Source organism: Tardiphaga sp. P4_G1 (genome assembly GCF_056401215.1).
Map to the genome: position 1 here is coordinate 360,722 of NZ_JBFUJU010000004.1, position 20,405 is coordinate 381,126.

The 20,405-nt window shown below is 55.2% G+C and carries 14 protein-coding genes; 9 read left to right on the top strand and 5 right to left on the bottom strand.

Annotated elements, in window-relative coordinates; all coding sequences use genetic code 11:
• The first annotated feature begins 375 nt into the window (after positions 1-375).
• The 9 genes from AC1DUY_RS12105 to AC1DUY_RS12145 all read left to right on the top strand — a co-directional run bounded on the left by AC1DUY_RS12105 (position 376) and on the right by AC1DUY_RS12145 (position 12,168).
• Positions 376-1,023 (top strand): TVP38/TMEM64 family protein, encoded by a 648-nt coding sequence (locus AC1DUY_RS12105; RefSeq protein ID WP_478114482.1) that lies wholly within the window; start codon positions 376-378, stop codon positions 1,021-1,023.
• A gap of 121 nt (positions 1,024-1,144) precedes the next feature.
• Positions 1,145-2,218, top strand: a complete 1,074-nt coding sequence (gene rfbG / locus AC1DUY_RS12110) for a CDP-glucose 4,6-dehydratase (protein WP_478114484.1) — start codon at positions 1,145-1,147, stop codon at positions 2,216-2,218.
• Positions 2,215-3,045 (top strand): NAD-dependent epimerase/dehydratase family protein, encoded by an 831-nt coding sequence (locus tag AC1DUY_RS12115; protein ID WP_478114486.1) that lies wholly within the window; start codon positions 2,215-2,217, stop codon positions 3,043-3,045. The genes rfbG and AC1DUY_RS12115 overlap by 4 nt, the downstream gene beginning before the upstream one ends.
• Positions 3,046-3,054: 9 nt before the next feature.
• Positions 3,055-4,032: a glycosyltransferase family 2 protein gene (locus tag AC1DUY_RS12120; RefSeq protein WP_441229143.1), complete on the top strand. Its 978-nt coding sequence runs from the start codon at positions 3,055-3,057 to the stop codon at positions 4,030-4,032.
• Between the two features lie 138 nt (positions 4,033-4,170).
• On the top strand, positions 4,171-4,950 hold the full coding sequence (rfbF, locus tag AC1DUY_RS12125) for a glucose-1-phosphate cytidylyltransferase (RefSeq protein WP_441229144.1): 780 nt from the start codon (positions 4,171-4,173) through the stop codon (positions 4,948-4,950).
• A gap of 56 nt (positions 4,951-5,006) precedes the next feature.
• Positions 5,007-6,038: a lysylphosphatidylglycerol synthase transmembrane domain-containing protein gene (locus AC1DUY_RS12130; RefSeq protein WP_478114489.1), complete on the top strand. Its 1,032-nt coding sequence runs from the start codon at positions 5,007-5,009 to the stop codon at positions 6,036-6,038.
• A 68-nt stretch (positions 6,039-6,106) separates the two neighbouring features.
• Positions 6,107-7,441 carry an NAD(P)/FAD-dependent oxidoreductase gene (locus tag AC1DUY_RS12135; RefSeq protein WP_441229146.1) on the top strand — a complete coding sequence of 445 codons (1,335 nt, stop codon included), beginning with the start codon at positions 6,107-6,109 and terminating at the stop codon, positions 7,439-7,441.
• A complete protein-coding gene (locus AC1DUY_RS12140) occupies positions 7,438-9,720 on the top strand; it encodes a hypothetical protein (protein ID WP_478114491.1) in 2,283 nt (760 codons plus the stop codon). Before AC1DUY_RS12135 ends, AC1DUY_RS12140 begins: the two co-directional genes overlap by 4 nt.
• A gap of 81 nt (positions 9,721-9,801) precedes the next feature.
• A complete protein-coding gene (locus tag AC1DUY_RS12145; protein ID WP_478114493.1) occupies positions 9,802-12,168 on the top strand; it encodes a hypothetical protein in 2,367 nt (788 codons plus the stop codon).
• 119 nt (positions 12,169-12,287) lie between these two features.
• On the opposite strand, the gene AC1DUY_RS12150 is transcribed toward AC1DUY_RS12145, so the two are convergent.
• The 5 genes from AC1DUY_RS12150 to AC1DUY_RS12170 all read right to left on the bottom strand — a co-directional run bounded on the left by AC1DUY_RS12150 (position 12,288) and on the right by AC1DUY_RS12170 (position 20,386).
• Positions 12,288-14,117, bottom strand: a complete 1,830-nt coding sequence (locus tag AC1DUY_RS12150; protein ID WP_441229149.1) for a hypothetical protein — start codon at positions 14,115-14,117, stop codon at positions 12,288-12,290.
• A gap of 201 nt (positions 14,118-14,318) precedes the next feature.
• A complete protein-coding gene (locus AC1DUY_RS12155; protein WP_441229150.1) occupies positions 14,319-15,104 on the bottom strand; it encodes a glycosyltransferase family 2 protein in 786 nt (261 codons plus the stop codon).
• Positions 15,064-16,002, bottom strand: a complete 939-nt coding sequence (locus tag AC1DUY_RS12160; protein ID WP_441229151.1) for a GDP-L-fucose synthase family protein — start codon at positions 16,000-16,002, stop codon at positions 15,064-15,066. The genes AC1DUY_RS12155 and AC1DUY_RS12160 overlap by 41 nt, the downstream gene beginning before the upstream one ends.
• A 322-nt stretch (positions 16,003-16,324) precedes the next feature.
• On the bottom strand, positions 16,325-17,353 hold the full coding sequence (locus AC1DUY_RS12165; protein ID WP_441229152.1) for a GDP-mannose 4,6-dehydratase: 1,029 nt from the start codon (positions 17,351-17,353) through the stop codon (positions 16,325-16,327).
• A 36-nt stretch (positions 17,354-17,389) separates the two neighbouring features.
• Positions 17,390-20,386, bottom strand: coding sequence for a glycosyltransferase (locus tag AC1DUY_RS12170; protein WP_441229153.1), 2,997 nt, complete (start codon positions 20,384-20,386; stop codon positions 17,390-17,392).
• Positions 20,387-20,405: the final 19 nt, after the last annotated feature.

The following is a 20,405-nucleotide window of genomic DNA, read 5'->3' on the forward strand; positions in this document are numbered from 1 at the left end:
GCGGCCTCGCGCTCAACTCGACGTTTGCTCGCGATGGCCGTAGGGCAGATAGCGCGTCGCTTACAAGGTAGCAACACATACGAGAACTTGGCTTCTGGGCTGCAATTGGCATGCCGCAGCGTCCTCATCGATTTGGACTCGTGCAAATCGATGAGGAGCGGTATTGGGGCAGACAACCTCGAGTGTCGCGCATGCTCCTGAGGTCTCGGTTTCTGCGAAACCGGTTACAGAAATTGTGTGCTTTGATAGAGAGGGAGGCTCCAGTAATCGCAGCTTGGTTCGGCAAAAGTGGTCTGGGAAAAGCTGTAAGCCCCGTTGAGTTCCGTCGCGTTTGGCATGCGGGCTGGTAGACGGCCGAAAGGGTTTCGTAGGGTTATGCATAACTTACTGGCATTCGCGACGATCATGGATGTCGGCGTTTTCGCGGATTGGCTTCGTGGCTACGATGAACTGACCTTCGTAACGGGAGCAGGACTTGGTGCTGTGTTTGTTTTGGGCGCATTCCTGCCGTTCCCGCGAACGGTATTGCTGATCCTTTCTGGGGCAATTTTTGGCTTGCAGGCGCTCGCCGTGGTCATCCCGAGCGCAGCTTTGGGGGCCTCGCTTGCCTTCTTGCTGGCGCGCATTCTTTTTCGTGAACGGGTTTCTGAATTTATTCATAGGCGCCCTCGGTTTAGTGGCGTGGCATCCGCCGTTGATGCAGCCGGATGGCAAGTGGTGGCGATCATGCGTCTTGGTGTTCCGGTTCCGAGTGCCGTCCAGAACTACCTCTTTGCAGTCACAAAGATTGGTGTCACGCCGTTCATTTTATGTACGTTTTTGTTCACGATCCCCCAGATGGCACTGTTTGTCTATCTCGGCGCGTCAAGTCGGGCTGCTCTGTCAGAGGACTGCATTCCTATTCAGGGCCAGATTTCGTGGGCGTTTGGCTCACTGATGACGGTGCTTTTGATTATCGTCATCGGCCGCCAGTCGAATCTCAGATTGCACGCGCTCGCCGCCCACGCCCGAAAATCATCTTGATAAAGCCTACAGCTCGGCGCCCGCAGTTCGGATAGGCCCGTTTATGCTTCCGCTTTTCGGCTAAATGGACTACCTCGCTCGGTGAGAGCGGGGGGCCGCAGGATTGAGGTGAGGAAAAGCGATGGATTTGCTACCGTTCGAAGCCGCGCTAGCGGGGCGCAAAGTCCTCGTGACGGGCACGACGGGCTTCACCGGGGGGTGGGCGTCATTGTGGCTCGACCTCATCGGTGTACGCGTTGCGGGATTTTCGTTGCCGCCGGAAACCCGCCCAAATTTGTTTGGTGCGCTGGCGCTCGGGGCCGTTCCGACCACTTTCGGCGATATTACTGATCTGCCTGCGCTCACCGCTGCCGTTGACGAATTTCAGCCGGAATTGCTGCTGCACTTGGCAGCACAACCCTTGGTGCGAAAATCTTATCGCGAGCCTCTCCGAACGTTCGAGGTCAATGCCCAAGGTACGGGGAATGTGCTCGAGGTGGCCCGCCGATGTAAGAGTGTTCGGGGCGTGCTGTGCATCACGACCGACAAGGTTTACCGCAATCAAGAATGGTCGTGGCCGTACCGCGAAAATGATGAGCTTGGCGGTAAGGATCCCTACAGCGCCTCAAAGTCGGCAGCCGAGATTGTGATCCAGAGCTATGCCGCGTCGTTTAGTTGGAATAAGGGCGAAGGGCCTGCGATCGCAACAGCGCGAGGCGGGAACATTGTCGGCGGAGGCGACTGGTCCGAAGATCGACTTGTTCCTGATTTCGTTCGGGCCGTTATTGACAATAAGACGCTGACATTGCGCTACCCAGATGCCACCAGGCCATGGCAGCATGTTTTGGCCTTGGTGCAGGGGTATCTGATGCTACTGGCTGGTCTCGTATCGGATGATCCGGCCCGGTTCGCACGGGCATGGAATTTAGGGCCACTGGATCCACGGCAGTTCTCGGTGAGAGATGTTCTGGAGTTGATGGCCAATCACTGGCAGCGTCCGGCGATCGACTACATGGACAATCCAGTTCATGAGGCCGGCGCTTTGGCGCTCGACAGCAGCAATGCGCGTAACATCCTCGGCTGGATACCTCCGTGGAGCACGGAGAAAGTCATCGAGGAAACGGCGAAGTGGTACCGTGGCTATTACGCCGCGCCAGCATCGGCGGCGGCGATGAGTCGCGATCAGATCAATGCCTGGCGGGCCGCGCTGCGATGAACTTGGTAGTTGGTGCACGTGGTCGATTGGGTAGGAGTTTGATCTCCCATCTTCCCGTTTCTAAAACGGTTGCGCTGGATCGATCGGTTTATGCCGGTTGGACCCGTTCAAAGGCGGTGGGGGCTGTCGCCGACTTCCTCAAGGAATATTCAGGCGCTGACGATGTCATCTATATCGCTGCCGGCCTGACCGATCCAAAGCGATCGCTTGAGGATCATCTGCAGGTCAATCTGGATTTGGCGAGAAACATCATCGAGGGGGCTTCGCGGCAGGGAATACGGGTGGTGACGTTTGGCACGATCATGGAAGAGATTGTCGGCCGCGACACCCCAAATCCGTATTTTAGTAGCAAGCAGCGTCTCAATGACTACGTTGTCGCAGCATCTCGCGGGGAGAATGTGCTGCATGTCCGGCTTCATACGCTTTATGGCGGCGGGGCACCCGCGCCCCATATGTTTCTTGGTCAGTTATTTGATGCTATCCGGAAAAAGGAGATTTTCCGGATGTCTGCTGGCACGCAATTGCGAGAGTATCATCATGTCGAGGATGATGTCGTCGCTATCGAACAGCTAGTATCTACGGGCGCTACCGGGCCAGTTAATCTCAGTCATGGCGCCCCCGTTCAGCTATGCGCTTTAGCTCGCCATGTCTGCGAGCAGTTCGATTGCCTCGATCGTTTAGCAGTTGGTGCAATTCACGCGGCGGGAAGTGAAAACTTCGATCGGATATTCGAGCGCCCGGCAGATCTGGGCGATATCGTCTTCCGGGACACTTTAGCTGCTGTGGTTGAGGATCTCAAAATCGCAACTCGACAAGAAATAATGTAGTTTTGCCCCATGGATTGCTTGGAGAACTCAGGAAAACGGACGCTCGTATCGATTTCGATCCCGGTCCTCAACGAGGCCGATAACCTCGATGCGCTATATCAACGCCTGAACAGTGTTGCGGCGATCATGGCTCCGAAATGCGATCTGGAGTTTGTTTTCACCGACAACCATTCCGACGATGCGACTTGGCGAAAGTTGTCCGATTTTGCGGCGCGGGATTCGCGCGTGCGGGCGATACGTTTTTCCAAGAACGTCGGTTTTCAGCGATCGATTCTTGCGAATTATATGCATACGAGCGGCGATGCTGTGATGCAGATCGACGCAGACCTCCAGGATCCGCCAGAATTGCTCGAGGAGTTTTTCGGGCTCTGGCAAAGCGGAAATCGAGTGGTCTATGGTATCCGCCGGGGCCGCCGCGAAAACTTCTTTATCAATAAGTTTCGTCAATTCGGATATTGGTTCATCGACAGTATCAGCGAGTATCCCATTCCGCGCGACGTCGGCGACTTCAGGCTGATGGATCGAGCGGTGATTGATGCGCTCGTCAAATTCAAGTCGCCCAATCCATATTTGCGGGGCATCATTGCGGGGTTGGGATTCAGCCAGGTTGGGGTTGTCTATGATCGAGAGGCGCGCCTCGCTGGTGTCAGCAAATTTGGACTTTCTCGTCTAATCCGTCTTGGCCTGACCGCGATCTTCAATCACTCCGCCATACCGCTCCGGATCGCTTCGTTGATCGGTGGTGCTATGCTGGTCATGAGTGCGGTCGGAGCAGCCTATTTCGTGATCCTCAAGTTGCTGGATCCAGACTTGCCACAGGGTCTCGCAAGTATCCACGTGCTGGTTCTGTTCGGAATTGGGCTGCAATCATTCCTACTTGGAATTATTGGCGAGTACCTGCTCCGAATTTATCTGATTTTGCGGTCGGAGCCCGTAGCAATCGTGGATGAGGTCTTGAATTTTTCCAAGGCCGATTTGAAGCTGTGACGGCAGCCTGGGGAAGGCCGCCCCTCGCATCTTAGTTGGTGTGGGGTCCAAAATGGGGCCGATTCTAGCTTGCCGCAGTCCGCCTGCGTCAATTAAAAGCGGGGCCAGCGAGAGCGTGCAGCGAAGGAAAGCGCACCTATGAAAGCAGTTATTCTTGCCGGTGGGTTGGGCACTCGTATGAGTGAGGAAACCGACACCAAGCCGAAACCAATGGTCGAAGTCGGTGGGCGGCCGTTGATCTGGCATATCATGAAGACCTATAGCCGGCATGGCATCAACGAGTTCATCGTGTGTCTCGGCTACAAGGGTTACGTCATTAAAGAGTACTTCTTTAATTACTATCGCCACACGTCAAACCTTGAAATAGATCTTCGTGATGGTTCCGCCAAGGTACTGAGCTCGCAATCCGAAGACTGGAAGATCACGCTGGTCGACACCGGTGCCGAGACCATGACCGGCGGCCGACTGAAGAGAGTGCTGCCTTATCTCGCCAACGAGACCTTTTGCATGACCTACGGTGACGGTCTATCGGATATCGACATTACCAAAGAAATCGCCTTTCACCGATCGCGTGGGAAGCTAGCTACTGTGGCTGCGGTACAGCCTCCCGGGCGCTTTGGTGTCTTAGATATTGCTGATTCTGGGGTGGTCCGGGCATTCCGCGAGAAGCCGGCTGACGAGATCGGTTGGATCAACGGTGGATACTTTGTGCTCGAGCCGAAGGCGGTCGACTATATCGCCGGCGATGCCACGTCGTGGGAACAAGAGCCGCTTTTTGGTCTGGCGCGAGATGGGCAGCTGTCGGCATTCGAACATTCCGGCTTCTGGAAACCCTGTGACACGCTACGCGACAAGCGCGAAATGGAAGCGCTCTGGGATAGCGGCAATGCGCCCTGGCACACCTGGCCTGCGCGATGAGGCAAACGGCCAATCCAACTTTCTTAGTAAGGGTGCGCGCAGCGTTGCTTAGCCAAGTGCGTAATATCGTTGGCCTCACGATTTCTGTAGCCTGTATTGCCTTCATGGCGTGGCAGATCGACTTTCAAAGAGTTGGCGTAGCCATCGCTAATTTCAAGTGGCCCTATCTTCTGGTCGGGCTGGTTGCGCTGATATGCGACTATTCTATCCGCATCTTGCGCTGGTCGATCATGTTGGACGCTGCCGGAGCTCGTACGTCGTTTGCGCGTTGTGCAGCGCCGTTTCTCGGATCGATCGCTCTCAATAATGTGCTGCCAGCGCGGCTTGGTGACGTTATCCGTGCCTTCGTTTTTCCTTCCGCTCTCGGCATTACGAAGGTGGCCTCGACGGGAAGCCTCGTGCTTGAGCGTCTACTCGATCTGGCGACGCTGCTGTGTTTTCTGACGCTGGCGCTGCTCGCATTTCCGACTGCCACGGTGCCGGAAAGCATCAAGCTTTCTGCTTCGCTGTTGGCGGTGCTGACATTCGTAGGCTTGATCTCGGTCGTCGCATTCAGCGGGCTGTTTGCTAATCTGGCCTTGTATGGATCGAAACGGGATTTCGGCAAACTTACACCGCGGGTGCGAAATGTGCTGCTGGCGCTGCACTCCCTGCTGCTCGGATTTCGCGCGATGTCGAGGCCGCGCGCGTTGAGCATTGTAGTCGTTCTTTCGGCACTCGTCTGGACCGGCGAGGCGCTTTTTTTCTGGTCGTTCCTTGCCGGATTTGGAATTTCCACAAGCCCGGCTGCAGCCGGGTTGGCGATGACCATCGCTACCCTTGCCACCATGGTGCCGTCGTCACCTGGCTATATCGGGCCGTTTCATCTTGCTGCCTATGCTGCGACTACGATCTTGGGAAGTTCGCCAGAGATCTCCGCAAGCTTCGCGGTGCTGGCGCATGCTGGCATTTGGCTGCCAACGACGTTCGTCGGCGCCGTCGCGATTCTAAGCAATCCCAGCCTTTTCGCCGGTCGTAAGAAGATACTTTCGAACTCTGCCGCGATTGCGGTAGACCAGAACGAAACACTTGCAGCACCGCCGCAGTGAGATCGAGCCACGGAAAAGTAGCAAGCAGCGCCATGAACCTCCATGGTGAACATCATAGGATTGGTTGAATGAGTGCTGACTTACATGATGTCGTCCTTGTGGGTGCTGGTTTTACCGGGCTGGCCAGCGGCTATGTTCTGGCGAAGAAGGGCTATAAGGTGCTCCTCCTGGATGCGGACACCGCGGCTGGCGGGTTGGCCGGTACTTTCACGTTTTCGGACGGTGTGCGTCTGGAGAGATTTTATCACCACTGGTTCAACAATGATGTGTTTGTACCGGAACTGGTTGAGGAGTTGGGCCTTAAGGGCGACGTTGTCACGTTGCCAACTAATACCGGTATGTATTTCAACGGCCGACTATGGAAGCTGTCGACCCCGCTCGACCTGTTGAAATTTACAGCATTGCCGTTGATCGACCGGATCCGGCTTGGCTTGATCGTATTGCAGGTGCGCCGCATCAAGGATTGGCACAGCATTGAGCATCTCAGCATTCGCGAATGGCTGGAGTCACTTGCAGGCAAGCGGGTTTACGACGTTGTCTGGAAACCGCTCGTGGAATCGAAATTCTCGATCTATGCGGACGCCGTAAACGCTGTGTGGATGTGGAAGAAGCTGGTGCTGCGCGGCAGCACACGCAACGATAAGGGCGGTGAGGAACTAGCCTACTTCAAGGGCGGCTTTGGTCGTCTCGCAGACGCTATGGTGGAGGCGATTAGATCGCACGGCGGCGAGGTGCGTTTCAGTACGCGTGCCACAGGGGTGGTTACCGAGGGAGATAAGATCACACATCTCACCACAACCAGCGGTGACGTCGCTGGTAAACAATTTCTCTTCACGCCGGCATTTCCAATTATCGCTGACATTCTGCAGCAGGCTACAACGCCAGATTGGATCGATAGGCTGCGGCGGGTGCGTTATCTCGCCAATATGTGCCTGGTGTTGAGGCTGAAACATAGCTTGTCCAGCACCTATTGGCTTAATGTCAACGATCCTGGCTTCCCCTTCGTGGGCGTGATCGAGCATACCAATTTCGACGCGCCAGAGAACTACGCAGGCACGCACATCGCGTTTCTGTCGCGTTATTTGGCCAAGGAAGACCCCGTTTGGGGCTATGACGATGAACAGTATTGCCAGTTCGCGCTTGAACACCTGAAGCGCATGTTCCCGTCATTGGATCGTTCTTGGGTGGTTGATTACAAGGTCTGGCGCGCCGACTACGCTCAGCCCATCACCGAGCGGAACTACTCGCAATATGTTCCCGGTCGCGAAACTCCATTCAGGAACGCTTCCATTTCGACGATGGCCCAGATCTATCCGGAGGATCGTGGCACCAACTATGCTATCCGCGAAGGTCGTGATGTGGCACGTCACATCTCCGATCTTTTGGAAAGCGAGCGGGGATGACCCATCTGCCAACAGTGCCGGCGATATTCTGGATTACCCTGGCAACAACGTTTGGTCTGATCTTCTGGTCGACGATCGTCGGACGCCGATTTGGCGCTCTGCTTCCAAATAAGCTGCGCCCAATCGCAGAGTTCTACTTGGCGCCTTCCCTGGGACTCGCATTTCTCACTGTCGTGGCCAGTATTCTCGGGCGGTGCGTGCCTGTCGGCCACAATCTATTAGTGCCGCTCGTCGCGTTCGGGGGGGCCGCATGGGCGTTCTTTTGCGAACCGAGCAAAGTCAGAATGTTCCGGCATGCGAGCGGCGTCGGTCTTTTCGGTTTGGCTTGTGGATCTAGTCTGCTCGTGCCGCTTCTCTTTTACGGTGCGTTCAACGCGCACAACGACGCCTTTACCTATCTGGCTCACAGCGGTTGGCTGCAAAGCCACAGCTTCTCCGAAAAGATTGCACCGGAGGCTGTTACACCGCTGACGACGCAGGTTCTTCTCTACCAGCAACTTGGTTTTCGGATGGGCGCGTCCTTTGTGCTCAGCTTTGTCCAGGCTCTGTCCGGTCTGCAGTGGACATACGACGTCTACCCGGCCGTGATTATTACCAGCGTTTCCGCGTGCTGCCTCTCCATCGGATTTCCGATCGCCCGTCCGCTCCGCCGACTGAGCAGGCCTTTACGATTTCTGGTCTTGACCTTACCCGCGTTCGGCGCCGGTGGCCTGGTTTTTGCGGCCAATTTCGGATTTCTGCCGCAAATCCTGGGAATGGCGTTTGCTTGCGCTGCATTATTTTTGCTTGGTCCGGTCGTCGATTGGGTTTCGCGAGCGCGCAAGATCGATGGCGCTTTCGTCAAAGCAGGCTTCGTCGGCGCGCTACTCATCAGCGCTCTGACAATGGCCTATTCCGAGCTTGTGCCATTTGTTGGTCTTGCCTTGGTAATTTCTGTTATCGTTCTGGTCGTTCGAAATCGAAGCTGGTCGTCGGTGACCGTTTTCGGCTTGATAGTGGTGGGCATATCTCTGCTCATTCTCAACGGCGAAGTTCTGCGTGCATACAATGCGCTAAAATTACAGTCCGGTGCCGTTGTCGGCTCGCCCGTCGCCTGGAGCTTACTGGGGTTCGTTGCCCACGCGATGGGCGTGCACGGCGCCGCCTGGGACGGCTTTCAATGGACGGCGCCGCAAGCGAGCTGGGCGACTTACCTTGGGGGCATCGCACTCTTTGTCGCCTTCGTTGCCCTCATGAGTTCGCTGACTACCTATAGGACATGGACGATGGTCTGCGAGCCTGTGCTGTTGCCAGCCGCCGTCATTCTTTCAGTGTTCGGACTCGGCATTGTTTACTTCCGATACGGGGTAGTCTCGCCGTTCAATGTTGGTCGAGGGCAAAGCTGGAGCCAATTCAAGTTATCCGACTGGGCGCATCCCTTCGTTTCGGCCTTTGCGCTGCTCGCTTTTCTTTCGATCCTGCCGAAGAGAAAGACATTGTCGCGACGGCTCATCATCTCGCTTTTTATTTGCGGGTTTCTAGGGGCCGGCGCGATCGCGAAGGGGCGGATCAGGCCATATGTGCAAAGCTATGACGGCCTGCGCGACATCGCACGATTTTACACCAACTTTCGCGAGGCGGTGCTCGATGCATGTCGTTTGGACGCCCCTGTATATCTAGCGCTCTCCGATCGGGATGAGAAGTTTAGACGGATCGCTGCACTTTATTTGCCAGATCGCGAAGTCCAGGCTGACTGGGATCCAGATGTTGGCGCTTGGTTGCCAGAAAGCAAAAGGCACGAGAAACTCACGGCCGATCAATGTATCGTAGAGCGACGATCCGTAAATCAGGTTGTCGCAAGCGGTCGCGCTATTGGGCCATTGGTCGTGGGCCGTTTGAACGAAAATGGGCATATTCGGACGCTCGCAACCGTGGCCGCGCATGAGCCGGAGAGCGACGGCAAGGATTGGTGGCAATGGACTGACAAGTCTATCGTGCTTCAATTGCAATCGCTGCGCGTGCCCACGCAGTTGCAGCGAACTAGAATCACTTTCAGATATCAAGCCCGTAGCACGCAAACGATAACCCTGAGGCTTAGCGGCGACGAAGGCGCGATCTCTCGTTCGTTTGCGGTGACAAGTAACGAGCTTGGGACCTTCGATGAGGTGCTCGACGTCCGACCAACGAGCGTTAGCCAGCTCGATATGACAACAGACGGGAAGGCCACTCCTCTTGGCGCTTCAGATATGAGGCTAGCTGCCTGGCGGGTAATGAACCTCAGTATTGAACCATCTCCCTAACACGATTAATCGGGCGAAGTCGTCACTTACCTAAACGTGAAAATGCTTTCGCCGACTGCGCATAACCAACCAGGATCGACGGTGACTATCAGCATTGTGATTATCGGCATCCTCTTTGCCGTATTTGGCGTCGTTTTGCCCGGCTGGGGATTGAAGCAGATCCTCTCGACGCGTGGAATGCATTTTCGCAGTGACACGCTCTCCACGATCCTTTCATCCTTCGCTCTCGGCGTTCACATCAATGCCATACTATTTCTGGCGGCCTGGACTTTTGCGCCTCTGGATCACCCCATTAGCGTTGCCGCTGCCCTGATAACCTTGAATCTCGCTGTCACAATTGCCGGTTGGTTCTCCGCAAAAGATGTTCATTTATCGCGAGACCCTGCGGCGGTTGTCATGTTGGCAATGGGTTGCGTGATTGGGGTCTTCGCCGCATATCGGTTTCCAAGTACTCTGGACTCTATCCAAGTCTTGCAAGTCCAAAACCTGATATTGGGACGAGCGGGCGGGCAACTTGTGGCGGATGGCTCTACCGTCACCAAGTTATGGCACTTCTTTTTTGGCGGAATAGATGTGCCCGGCCAATCCGGCTTTGCTGGGCTTCTCTTTGTGCCGTCGCTGCTTCGCGTCGATATGCCTGTTGTCACCGTCGCCGCGGCCAACAAGGTTCTTCTGTTTGTGCTCGCGGCCTTCGTTTCACTTTATGCTGTACGCCAATTCCGCATAAAACCCGTATTGCTCGGTGCAACGCTTGTATTCGCGAATATGGCCCTAAGTAAGTTTGGACTTTATGGGCTGTTTGAGACCGGTAAAGATTCGATCTTCGCACTGTTGATGGCACTGGCATCGATGGCGGCTTCTTTAAACGCCGCTGACGAGCAGAATGAGCCAGGTCTCTACATGTCCAGTGCTATCTTGCTAGGTGCCATTTCCGTGCCCTACCTGATGATGTTCTGGGCGCTTTATTTCCTATTCTCCGGTGGAGCGATCCTCAAACGGTCATATAGGCTCGCAGCCTGGGCTATCGGAGCGCTCATGATATCCGTGGTTGGAATGCAAGCGTCTTTCGCGCGGCATGGACTTGTTCCCGCGCTTGCATTGGGCGTGTTTATTCTGTGGGGAATGAAGATTTTCGAGAGATGGACAAGGGGCAGAAGTTTCAAGATCAATACGCAAACTGGGATCGTATTGGGCTTTATCCCGCTGCTGTGCTTTTTCGGAATCTGGCTGGTTATGCCGATTGTCGGCAGGATCGTCATCGGCTTCGAGAATGGCATTCCGATTACGGAGTCCTATGCTCCTCTCGACGGCAAGATGTCCGCTGCTTACTTCTTGTTGGGGATGTACCCCATGAACAATCGATGGCTCGCTGTAGCGATCGTGTTGCTTTCGTCAATTTCGCCTATTTTATCTCCCCGGCTAAGGACGCCGTTCCTCCTGGCATTTTTCAGCTTTCTGCCGGTGACAACGCTTTTCGCCTTGCTGAATGTAAAGTTCAACATTTCGCTACTTTCGCATTTTAACCTTTGGGATATCACCCGAGACGCCGTTCAATGGTGTCTTGGCGTGTTTGGCGTCCTGCTTACGATACTTGGGCTGCAGGCGCGTTCTGATCGTTTTAGAAGTATTCCCGCTCTGCCTGTTCTCGTAGCAACGGTCATTTTTGTGATCGGAACCTCTCTAAATTACCAGGAGCACCTCCAGCTCTTGCGAGGTAAGCCGATGGTTACTCGGTCAGGTGGATTTGATAATCCGGTGAGCGCAGCTGCAATGGATTTTACTTGGCGGGAAGCGCGCAACAGTGCGGTCTATGTTTCGAAGGAGTCGCCATTCGCGCGCGACTTTTATTCGTACCAAATGTTTGGGGCCAGAAAGTTTGATTATTTTGATGCATTGGTCGTCAGCACGGAATCAGAACAGGTGTTTCTCGCAAACAATCGTGATCTGGCATTGGTTCTGCGAGTTACCGAAACCAAGAGATCGAGCGGATTCGTTCAGGCAGTTGCGGATGACGCCTACATGATTAAGGCCGTGAATGACGGAAAAGGAGAACTGGATCTAGGTGGGGTGCCTCCGACTATCGTAAGTATAGCAGGTGCTTACGATATCGAGGCGGGGACGCAGGGTAGCTTCCGTTGGGTATCCCCCCAGTCTGCGCTGACGATAACCAGACTGCGAAACCCAGGCCAAGTGTTCTGCACGAAGCTGCGATTTATCAACGCTTGGAGCAGCGTTGATCTGCGGGTCAGAATCGAGGGGGGCACAGCTAATGTTGAAGTACCGATAGCGAGGGGGGCGGACTTTGCCACGCCAGCCGAAGTCAGCATTTGCGCTGCTACGGATAGTCTCGGTCTCGCGAATCTAAGGCTGGTAAGCGATCAGCCGCACCAACATTTTCCGAATGATTCTCGCAATATTGCTTACGGGCTGATTTGGCCTGTCCAATAGAGTTCGGTGGGAGCACCTCTCCAGCATTTTTGCTTGGGCAACGGACATGACAAGGGGCAGCGCGTCTACCCGCAGGCCGGAATTCAGTGCGTAAGATTACGCTGCCCTCTTCGGCCCGCTTAGAAGGAAGCAACGCTCAGCCCTCGGGGGGTGAAATTTAGAACAATTGGCTTTATGTTAAAGCCATTTATCTTGTGCGTGAACGTTGCATCGCGAGCGTCCAGTACACGGAAGCGCCCCGATCTCTGTAACACGGGCAATCCGTCGATCATTCCAGCGTCATCTGCAAGCACATATGCGACGGGCTTGCTTAGAATCTGGGCGCGTATTGATGGTGAAGAATCGAACTCGGGAGCTTGCCAGTCTTCGGTGGATAGAAATTGTCGCTCTTTCAATACTCCGTAAATTAGGTACCGGAATGGATGAAGCTCACCTTCCAAGCTCACCAGCAGCCTTCCGTCGTTCGGTAGCTGCCGGAGAAAGTCGACCGTGCCCCGACTGAGTTCGGTCTTGTATCCACGCGGCCAAGCTTGGAGATCCTGACCGATCGCGATGGCGAGCGAGATACAAATCAATATTGGGCACGCGACGATGTAGGCAAAGCGTCTAAAAAATCTTAAGCTCGATATTATCAGTCCTCCGAGCGCGATCGTCGTCACGAACGGTGCCGTATACTGCGCCGCCTTAAAGAGATTCCAGCTAAATAGTCTCGTCCAGAGAGCATAGCTTCTAAAGTGTTCCGCGTTATATTTTAGAATGACGGCCGCAAATAACAAAATTGATGCTGCGAGGACGGCGCAGCCTATCGGTTGGCGTTCCAGGAAAACGACTGCGAAGAGTCCGAGAACCCCAAGCGCCGTCATTACAACGGAGAGAACTACAAAAACTCGCGGAACATGCTCAAGGACCACATCGACCAGGGGAAGTTGAATCGAGGCGAGTGTTGCGGAAAGAAGCGTATATACCGTCGAAACCTGTTCGCCGCCATGTGCGAAAGAACCCAGTTGTACCCAGACGCCCCGAACTGCCCAGGTGAAACTGTCCGGCGAGATTACAATTGCGAGCGCTAGCACGCTGCAAAAATATACAGTTAACCTGCCGATGTCCGTGATAACGATGGCCCGATAGCTCAAGAGAACGAATAGAGCGCACACTGCTGCCCCAAGCGGCGCACTTTCTGGGTAGATTGACCAAGTAGCAAAGGTCGACAATGCCAATGCGCCGCCGAGTACTGTCGCGTCTCGCCGGCTAAGGTTGGGCCACTGTTGGGTCACAGTAACGACCGTGCCCGTCGTTGCTAGCAGGAAAGCCATGCCGATCGTTTGTGGAAGAAAGGATGCGTAGGCCGGCCAAGTCGCTGCGGGCGAGATCGTGAACAAAACTGCGATCAGGGCACACGCCGGCGCAGGAAGTTTCTCGAATGCCGCCAGAGCGAAGAGGTAGACGCCGAGCGCTTGCAGCCCGAGCCCGAAGGCCAGAAACGGCGAGTAGATTTCGCCGATCTCGCGCGAAGCCAGTGACCCAAACAGGGAGAGCAGAAAGATCCCGCCGGGCCGCAGGAAATTTGATACGTGGTCCCAAAGGTTGAACTGGAGGGTGTTATAATCTGCGCCCAGATGTGGCGCTTCGCTGAATGGATGAGACGTGAGCCAGCTCCCAAGACCAAGATATTGATTGAAATCGCCGGCGTCGACCAAGATGAGCTGATGTGTCGTTCCGAGTAGCGGCCAAAGGTAATGGATCGCCGGGATGGCAAACACGACTGGCACCAGCGCGATCTCGATCGAGCGAGGCGATTGTGCTACAAGCGTTCCGAATACTACTATTCCGGATGCCACCGCCCATCCCGCGCTGGCGTTACTGGCTATTCCGTGGAACGATCCGTTTGCGACCACAAGCAGTGCTGCGGCAACTCCGGCCAGGACACTTAAAGGGGGGAGGATGCGCATGCTGATAAGCTTTCCTGAGAGCTGCTATGGACTCTAATGTGGCATGTATCGTGCCTTCGCTTGAAATGACACGCCAAGGTAGCCTGCACTGGGTAGCTGGCGCGGTTCAGGGCGACATGTGGGCGGGCGTGCTTGCTTGCTTGCTTTCAAACGCTAGTTGGCCCGTCCTTCGCGTTACCGGGCAGATCTGTCTCCCGAAGACTAGCCAAACAGTGACTTGAACCAGACGGCATAAGGCTGCGCCAGCCACCATTTCAGCGGGACGCTGCCGTGATGTCGTCGCACCAGGCTCATCGCCTCCTTATAGTGAAGTTGCCTGTTATTTCGCGTCTTTGTGGCTTGATGGACGCGGTTGACCGCAACAAAGTCGTCGACGAAGTGGGGGGCGCCGCCAGCTTTGTAGAGGCGCCACCAAAGGTCGTAATCCATCGTCATGTGCAGGCTGGAATCAACGCCGCCGACCTCTTCCCATGCCGCGCGGCGTATCAAGGTCGCAGGCTGCGCGATGATGCAGCGCTGTGCGAGGCGTCTTTCGCTGAACGGTTCGACCCAGACTGCTCTTTGTCCGCCGGTGCTTTCAATATGATTCCAGCACCGCCCGTAAACCATAGGCGCTTGCGGGGTGCTTTCTGCTACTTCGACAAGGCGCGATAGCGCTCCGGGCAAAAACCAGTCGTCGCTATTCAGCCAGCAGACATATTTTGCCCGGCCGTTGCGAATGCCTTCGTTGATCGCCGCTGCCTGTCCCGCATCACGATGGCTGCGATAACCAGAGAGATGGTCCTTACAGCGTGAGATGACCTCAAGCGATTGATCGGTCGAGCCTCCATCGAGGACGAACACTTCTACCGGCACGCCCTGGGAAAAAATGGAGGTGAGAGCCTGGTCGAGGAATGGCCCCTGGTTGAAAGAAGGCACGGCAACCGTGACCAGCGGCTCCGTTGCTTCAGGGCTTGGCATATCGGGACAGAAAGTCGCGATAGGCAAGCGCAATACCGTCCCGCAGGTTCGTCTTGGCCTGCCAGCCCAATCCCTGCATCCTCTCCACATCAAGAAGTTTGCGCGGGGTCCCGTCAGGCTTCGAGGCATCGAAAACAACCTTGCCTTCAAATCCGATGACTTCCATGACAGTATTTGCCAATTCACCAATGGTGACGTCGACGCCCGTTCCGACGTTGAACATGCCACCCTGGATCGCGTCATTTTCCATCAGAAACACGCAAGCTTCTGCCATGTCGTCGACGTAGAGAAATTCGCGCATCGGGCGTCCGGAGCCCCACACCTCATAAGCGCTGTCTCCCCGCTGTTTGGCTTCATGAGCTTTTCGGATCAGTGCGGGTAGAACATGGCTGTTGGCAAGGTCGTAATTGTCGTTCGGCCCGAACAGGTTTGTAGGCATGACCGACACATACTCGGTCTGATATTGTCGGTTGTAGTTCTCGCAAAGCTTGATGCCAGCGATTTTGGCGATCGCGTAGGGTTCGTTGGTCGCTTCGAGGGGGCCGGTGAGGAGATACTCTTCCTTGATGGGCTGCGGACAATCACGTGGGTAGATGCAGCTTGAGCCGAGAAAAAGCATCCGTTTAACATCTGCTTCAGCCGCGGCATGAATGACGTTTGCCTCGATAGCTAGGTTTTCGTAGATGAAGTCAGCGCGATAGGTGTTGTTGGCATGAATGCCCCCCACCTTGGCGGCAGCCATGAAGATGTAGTCTGGTTTTTCCAGATCAAGGAAATCCTCGACCGCAGTCTGTTTGGTCAGATCGAGCTCAGCGCTCGAGCGCCACAGCACGTTGGAATAACCGGCCTTCTGGAGCTGCCGCACAATAGCAGAGCCAACCATCCCGCGATGGCCTGCAACATAGATCTTTGCACTCTTGTCCATGACTTACTCTTGATGGCCGGGTCCGGCAAAGCTGCACTTTTTCACGAGCGTTGCACTTTGTTCAATTCGAGCCTTCCCGTATCATTTCGGGAGGCGGTTCTACAAACGTGATTTCTGGCTGCACGAACACGTATGAGGGGGAGTTCTAATGGTACGATAGCAACAGGAGTTCAAAAAGCCAAAATGTGAGTCTTCTATAGTTCATGGAGCAATTTCCGACCAGTTCGGCCGGCCGATGGCTGACAACTGGGGCGCCGTTTTTGTGCTCTCGAAGATGTGCAGATCCAGTCGTCCTGGGTTAGCTCGGATGCCGAGTGACCATTCATTGTCCGTCGCGACCATCGATAAGCGAACTCAGGCGCTTCACCTGCGCCTGTACCATTTGCGCTACCATCTGCTCAAAATTGAGCGTCGGGCGCCAGCCGAGCACGTCCCGTGCTTTTGAAGGATCTGATAGGATTTGTCCTGATTCAAGCGGTCTCACAAGTGCGGGATCGCTGAAAACACATTGCTGCCAATCGCAGCCCACGCTTCGATAGGCGACTTCACATAATTCGCTCAACGTGTGCAATTTACCCGTCCCGATCACGAAGTCGGCCGGTCTCTCCTGCTGCAGGATCATCCACATCGCGCGCACGAAATCTGGGGCATAACCCCAGTCTCTGGCGATGCCGAGATTTCCAAGCGCTAGCTTGCCGTCCTCGACAATGGGACGTCCTCGCTCATTACGGTCGGGCGAATTCGAAATCCCGAGCGAAGCGCAAGCTGCTCCGTATGCGACCTTCTGTGTGACGAAGTGCAATGGTCGGCGCTCACTCTCGTGGTTGAACAGAATCCCGCTTGTTATGTAGAGATTGTAGCTATCCCGGTAAATGGCCGCCATATGATGGGCATAGACTTTCGCCGCAGCGTAGGGGTTTACCGGATTGAAAGACGTGCTCTCGTTTTGACGATCAGCGAGGGATCTTCCGAACATTTCCGAGGAAGACGCATGGTATACGCGTGCTTCGGGGCGATTATGGCGCACCGCCTCGAACAGCCGGATCGCAGCGAGCCCATTGACCAAAAGAGTTTCCGGGGCGCGGGCCCATGATTCGCCCGGGCTGGACTGAGAGGCGAGATTGTAGATCTCGTCCGGGCCGACATCGCGAACGGCGTTGGCAACGTCGGCGCCCTCTGTGACATCGCCAAATAGAATTCCGACTTTCCCGGCCAAGTGGCTGGCGCAATTCGGGCTGTACCAGCTCTTTTGACGCGCAAGGCCGAAGACCTCGTAGCCTTTATCGACAAGCAGTTCCGCGAGATATGAGCCATCCTGCCCGGTAATACCTGTGATGAGCGCTCGCTTCATAATACGCCCTTCCTCATTTTAGGACTACGGATTCTCTCAACGCAGCCGCCCACGCAAGAAAGACGAGCTCGCGCGAGCTTTGCGAATAAGCCGTCCCAGATAGGGCGACCGGCGGTCGATTGTATCAAATGCGGTGCGCAAAAGCTCCATCGCCTGACGTCTATTGCTCCCAATCCGAAAGAGTTGGCTGGTAAACAGGACAGTCGCGGGCAACTTATATGTGTGAGGTGCGATAGCTCGAAGTCGGCTGCCACCCCACCAGCTCTCGTATAGCCTATAGGACCATCGTCCTAAAAAATAGTTCAAGCTGACATAGCCGCCATGCTTTCTGCAAATTTCGAATATTTCCTCGAAGATCTTGCCGCGCATCGCCAGGGTTTTCGCATCCTCGTGTAGACGAGACTGCGCCAGTTTGTCGATCGTATGATAGATGACGCCACCTGATGTCGCTATCCGAAGCCAATATTCGTAATCCATGGCAGTCTGCAGCGAAGCATCGAAAGGACCAACGCGTTCGGCGATGCGCCGTCGCCAGAACGCGGCTGGCTGACAGATGCAGCAATCGCTCATCAAGCGATCGAGCGAATAGTCGGCCGTCGCATAGGGCCCGGTGATTTTGCCGTCTACATCGATATAGTCGGCATCTCCATACACAAGGTCACATTCCGGATGATCGTTGAAATAGCCGACGACTTTTTTTATCGTATCTGGCAGCAAGATGTCGTCGGAGTTCAGATAGGCGAGCACCTCTCCACTGAGGAGCCCCATTCCTCGGTTGATCGCGTCGGTCTGGCCTTTGTCGCGCTCCGAGATCCATCGGATGCGATCGCCATACGACTTCAGGATCTCGACGGTATTGTCGGTCGAAGCGCCGTCCATCACCAATAGTTCTATATTGGCGTAATCCTGGCTCAGGACGCTATCGATGGATGCGCGGATGAAGCGACCTTGGTTGCGAGTCGGCATGACGATGCTGACCAGCGGCTCCTTTTTTGGACGGTTCGGGCGACTGGCTGAAACGCGAGCCAGCGCGGCACGCAACTCGTGCGCTGGGGATGACCAATTGTAAGTTTCAACCCGAAGCTTGGCTTTTTCGGAAAGGCTCTGTCTTAGACCTTCTTCCATCGTTATCCGCACAAGCAAGTTCGCCATCGCGGGAACGTCGGTCGGATCGCACGAAAGAACTGCATCGCCTCCTACTTCCGGCAGCGCCGTCGTATTGCTGCAGAGAACGGGAGTCCCATGGTGGAATGCTTCCAAGAGCGGCATTCCGAAGCCTTCGAAGAGCGAAAAATAGACCAACGCCGTTGCGTGGCGGAAAAGGGCAGCGACCTGTCGGTGAGGCACAAAGCCCAGATGTACGATAGGCAGGCTTTCAAAACCTTTGAGGGCCTTGTCCAAATCTTCCGGAGATCCAGACAATACAAGTCCGGTCCCAGGAGGCAACTTGGGAAGGGCGAGCTTGAATGCTTCAAAAAGACGGCGATGGTTCTTGTGCGCCCAAAGGTTGGCCGGCATGTAAAAGAAACAGTCGAAGGATGCAGCTGCTGCCGGCAAATCTGTTTGAGGTGGCGTATCTCGCAGCTCTTCGGGGAGAGCGGCAGGCATCAGAAAGACGTCATCGGTCATGAGCCAGCCGTTGCTGACCATTGTCTTGCGCGCGTGGCTGGTCATCGTGGCAATCGCAGCGCCGCAGGACAGAGCATAACCGAATGCCCGACGACGGGCTGCCAATACTGGCTTCGAGAAAAACTCCGGAAAAAACTCGTGCTGCATATCCGGAATGACAAAGATCTGTCGATTAACAGGCAGCGCCGGATGTTGCTCCTGAGGATAGGTTCGAATTATCGCGTCGATGCCCATGCTTCTGCAATGGCGCGTCATTTTTGCGTAGAACGTAGTGGGGTGCTCATCGAGCGCAACGAAGGCCACATTGGGCTCTTCAATCAGCAGCGCGGATGTGCCCGGCCGATGAAACATGACCAGCCTGTCTTCAGGATATAGCCTAGCCATTTCCCGGAGAACGCCTTGCACCCAAGGCACGATGCCGCCTGAAACCCCGGCGACCAGAGGGAAAAGATCAACTGCGATGTCCAGGTTTTTGGAGTTTATGCGGTCGCGTTTTTTCCATGGCAGTTTTCCTACACATTGTCCCGATGTTCGCAGCGGGTTACCCGCGGAATCAACGTCCAACTGCTGCATATCTTTCTGGGCTTCCCGCCAGAACGCCTGCAGGGCCGTCTCCGTATGCTGACTGAAAACGCCGGGAGACGATCGCAGAAACGATGACATGTTGTCGATCCAGTAGCATAGTGCTCCTGGTGTCATCGGATCTCCACTGTGACGTTCGGCGAGAAGGCGCAATTCCTCGGCGCGGCGGAAGCCGCCATTTGCCGTAAGCGTTTCTCCCCATTCTCGAGATGCGGCGAGGTTGGCATTGATCGCGTATGGCTCGGCAATCTCTGCGAGACGAATCCAAAGATCCCAATCGAAGCTCCAGCGAAGACCTCCATCGAGGTCCCCCCCCGTTGCTTTGAGGGCTACCGGATTAATGAATGTCGACGGCTGGAGGATATAGTCCAGACCTTCGATCAGAGCCCGATGGTCGTAAGCCACCGTCGTGCGGTTGAATATACCGGTTTCCTTGCCGTTGACGTCGGTGCGCAAGCCGTTGCCGAACCAGAAGCTGGCGTTGGGGCTGGCATGATAAGCGTCTGCTACAATCTGGAACGCGCCTGGCAGATAGAAGTCGTCAGCGTTAAGCCAGGCGACGATGTCGCCCGTGCATCTCGCTAGCCCTTTATTGATGGCATCGGCGGCTCCCTTATCGGCCTCGCTGACATAGCCAGCCAAGCTGGCTTTGTTCCGCTGGATAATGTCGAGTGTGTTGTCGGTCGAACCACCATCAATGATGAAATGCTCGACATTCGGCCAATTCTGAGCGGCTATGGAATCGATAGCATCCTGCAAGAACCGTCCCTGGTTAAGGGATGGAGTCACGATAGAGATTTTCGGCAGGATCTTTGACGACATATCCAGCTCTAGTGCTCCG